This is a genomic window from Tepidicella baoligensis (assembly GCF_013432195.1).
In the GTDB taxonomy this organism is placed as follows: domain Bacteria; phylum Pseudomonadota; class Gammaproteobacteria; order Burkholderiales; family Burkholderiaceae_C; genus Tepidicella; species Tepidicella baoligensis.
Genome location: NZ_JACCDB010000028.1, coordinates 1 through 3,778, shown reverse-complemented (window position 1 = coordinate 3,778; position 3,778 = coordinate 1). Strand labels below are relative to the sequence as shown.

Genomic DNA, 3,778 nt, shown 5'->3' with positions numbered 1-3,778 from the left:
TGCAGGATGCCGCCGTGGCGGAAGTATTCGACTTCCTTCGGCGTCAGCAGCAGCACGCGCACCTCGAAGCGGACCTCGCCGCCGTCGGCCTTGCGGGCGATGACGGTGGCGGTCTTCGACTGGCCGTCGGCGAGGCCGACGATGTCGTAGGTCTCGGTGCCGTCGAGGCCGAGCGTCTGCGCGTTCTGGCCGTCGAGGAACTGCAGCGGCAACACGCCCATGCCGACCAGGTTGGAGCGGTGGATGCGCTCGAAACTCTCGGCGATCACCGCCTTCACGCCCAGCAGTTTGGTGCCCTTGGCCGCCCAGTCGCGCGAGGAGCCGGTGCCGTATTCCTTGCCGGCGATCACCACCAGCGGCACGCCGTCGGCCTTGTACTTCATCGCCGCGTCGTAGATCGCCAGCTTCTCGCGCGAGCCGTCCTTGCCGAAGTAGATCGTGTTGCCGCCTTCCTCGCCGCCCAGCATCAGGTTCTTGATGCGGATGTTGGCGAAGGTGCCGCGCACCATCACTTCGTCGTTGCCGCGGCGCGAGCCGTAGCTGTTGAAGTCGGCCGGCTGCACGCCGCGCGAGATCAGGTAGCGGCCCGCCGGCGAGTCCTTCTTGATGCTGCCGGCCGGGGAGATGTGGTCGGTGGTGATCGAGTCGCCGAACAGACCCAGCACGCGCGCGCCGTGCACGTCGTCGATGGTGCCGACGTTCATGCTCATGCCGTCGAAATAGGGCGGGTTCTTGATGTAGGTCGACGAGGCGTCCCACTTGTACGACTCGCCCTCCGGCGATTCGATCTGGTTCCAGCGGGTGTCGCCCTTGAACACGTCGGCGTAGTTCTTGGCGAACATCTCCGGGCCGATGGTCGCGGCGATGACGTCGCCGATCTCCTTGTTGCTCGGCCAGATGTCGCGCAGATAGACCGGCTTGCCGTCGGGCGTGTGCGCCAGCGGGTCCTTGCTCAGGTCGATGTCGACCGTGCCCGCGATCGCGTAGGCGACCACCAGCGGCGGCGAGGCGAGGTAGTTCATCTTCACCTCGGGGTGCACGCGGCCCTCGAAGTTGCGGTTGCCCGACAGCACCGAGGCGACCACGAGGTCGTTCTCGGCGATCGCGCGCGAGACCTCGTCCGGCAGCGGGCCGGAGTTGCCGATGCAGGTGGTGCAGCCGTAGGCGACCACGTAGAAGCCGAGCTTCTCCAGATCGTCGAGCACGCCGGCCTTCTTCAGGTAGTCGGTGACCACCCGCGAGCCCGGTGCGAGCGAGGTCTTGACCCACGGCTTGGCCTTCAGGCCCAGTCGCGCGGCGTTGCGCGCGAGCAGGCCGGCACCGAGCATCACCGCCGGGTTGGAGGTGTTGGTGCAGGAGGTGATCGCGGCGATCACCACCGAGCCGTCGGTGAGCTCGCAGTCCTGGTCCTGGATGCGCAGCTTCGAGATCGGACGGGCGGCCAGGTGCGCGGCCTGCGGCTGCGCACCGCCCTCGGCGGCCATGGTCTCGACCGCCGCCTTCGGCGTGCGCTTGGCGGTGAGGCCGGCGATCGCGTCGCGCGCGTTGGCCTGCATGTCCTGCAGCAGCACGCGGTCCTGCGGGCGCTTCGGGCCGGCCAGCGACGGCTTGACGTCGCCGAGGTCGAGATGCAGCACCGCGGAGTACTGCGCTTCCGCCTGGCCGGGCTCGTGCCACAGGCCCTGCGCCTTGGCGTAGGCCTCGACCAGCGCGATCTGCGCCTCCGGACGGCCGGACAGGCGCAGGTAGTTCAGCGCCTCGGCGTCGATCGGGAAGATGCCGCAGGTGGCGCCGTACTCGGGCGCCATGTTGGCGATGGTGGCGCGGTCGGCCAGCGGCAGGTGCTGCAGGCCGTCGCCGAAGAACTCGACGAACTTTCCGACCACACCGAGCTTGCGCAGCATCTGGGTGACGGTGAGCACGAGGTCGGTGGCGGTGGAGCCCTCCGGCAGCCGGCCGGTCAGCTTGAAGCCGACCACCTGCGGAATCAGCATCGACGAGGGCTGGCCGAGCATCGCCGCTTCCGCCTCGATGCCGCCGACGCCCCAGCCGAGCACGCCGATGCCGTTGATCATGGTGGTGTGCGAGTCGGTGCCGAACACGGTGTCCGGGAACGCCTGCAGCACGCCGTCCACTTCGCGCTCGACGACCACGCGCGCGAGGTACTCGAGGTTCACCTGGTGCACAATGCCGGTGTTGGGCGGCACCACCTTGAAGTTGCGGAACGCCTTCTGGCCCCAGCGCAGGAAGCTGTAGCGCTCCTTGTTGCGCTCGAACTCGATCTTGCCGTTGAGGTCGAGCGCGTCCGGACGGCCGAACACGTCGACCTGCACCGAGTGGTCGATCACCAGCTCGGACGGGATCAGCGGATTGATCTGGGCCGGGTTGCCGCCGAGCCGCGTCACCGCGTCGCGCATCGCGGCGAGGTCGACCACGCAGGGCACGCCGGTGAAGTCCTGCAGCACCACGCGGGCGGGCATGAACGCGATCTCGGTGTCCGGCTCCTTCAGCGGATCCCACTTCGCGACCGCCTCGATGTGCTCGGGCAGCACGGTGACGCCGTCCTCGTGCCGGAGCAGGTTCTCCAGCAGGATCTTCATCGAGTACGGCAGCTTCGCCAGATCGAATCGCTGGGCCAGTTTCGGCAGGCTGTAGTAGGTGTAGGTCTTGCCGTTGAGGTCGAGATGCGCGCGGGTGGCGAAGGAGTCGGCCATGTGGGGCTCCGTGGCTGCAGCGAGGAGGGGAGAATCCGCGCGGCGCGCGGAGACGGCGCCGGCGTCAAGCGCCCAATTATGCCGGAAATGGCGACCTTCCTGCAGGGCACTTCGCAAAACCCCATTTCCGAGAGCTGAACCGGCATGAGGGCGCTCGCGTCGTTCAGTTCGGGGTTCTCGGTGCCGCTCAGGCCCCGTCATCGCAGCCTTGGCGGGCGCCCGAGGCCCTGCAAAACTGCGTTTGCAGGCTGCAGCGGGCGCACCTCGCCCTTCATCGCGCCCACCCGCACGGGTCATGGCGCACCAGCCAGACCAGCCGCTTGGCGTTGTACGCCGCGCACTTGAGCAGGATCGCCAGTTCGTTTCTCGCCAGCGTCATCGCCCGCACCCACTTGCCGCCCAGTTGCTCCAGGCCGGCGAACACATGTTCGCCTCTGGCGCGGACGCGGTTGATCGCCTTGTTGCGCGCGTCCAGTCGCACGCGCCGCTCCTGCCCGGGCTTGGCACGCCGCGCGATGCCGTCGCGCAGCCCGTGGGCCTGCAGCAACTCCCGGTTGGTCTGCGCGTCGTAGCCTCGGTCGGCCAGCAGCCGCGCGCCGGTGTTGGCGCGGTCCAGCACCTCCTTGAGCGTCTGGCCGTCGTCGGCGTTGGCCGGCGTGACCTTCGCCTGGCGGATCAGCTTGTAGCGCGCGTCCGCGTTGGCGTGCACCTTGTAGCCGTAGAAGCTCTTGCCGTGCTTCTTGGTCCAGCGCGCGTCGCGGTCGGTGTGCTGCAGCCGCTTGGCATTCCAGCCCTCGGGCCTGCGGCCTTCGTTGAGCGCTTCGCGCTCGTCCTTGTTCGCCTGGGTCAGCGGTGCCTGCACGATGCTGGCATCCACGATCTGCCCGCCGCGCGGGATGTAGCCGTGCTGCTGCAACTGCAGGCTCACCGCCTCGAAGATGGCGCGGCCGCCCAGACCGCCTTGGGCCAAGCGCTGCTTGAAACTCCACAGCGTGCGCGCATCGGGGATGTGCAGTGCTCCGTCCAGGCGGCAGAAGTGCGGCAAGCTCATGCGGTCCAGCACC

General features: G+C 68.4%; 2 protein-coding genes. Both read right to left on the bottom strand.

The window, feature by feature from the left end; translation table 11 throughout:
- The coding region (gene acnA / locus HZS63_RS13695) for an aconitate hydratase AcnA (RefSeq protein WP_180684549.1) at positions 1-2,714 on the bottom strand (2,714 nt) is incomplete at its 3' end.
- Between the two features lie 271 nt (positions 2,715-2,985).
- On the bottom strand, positions 2,986-3,778 hold a 793-nt coding region (locus tag HZS63_RS13690; protein WP_180684548.1), incomplete at its 5' end, for an IS5 family transposase.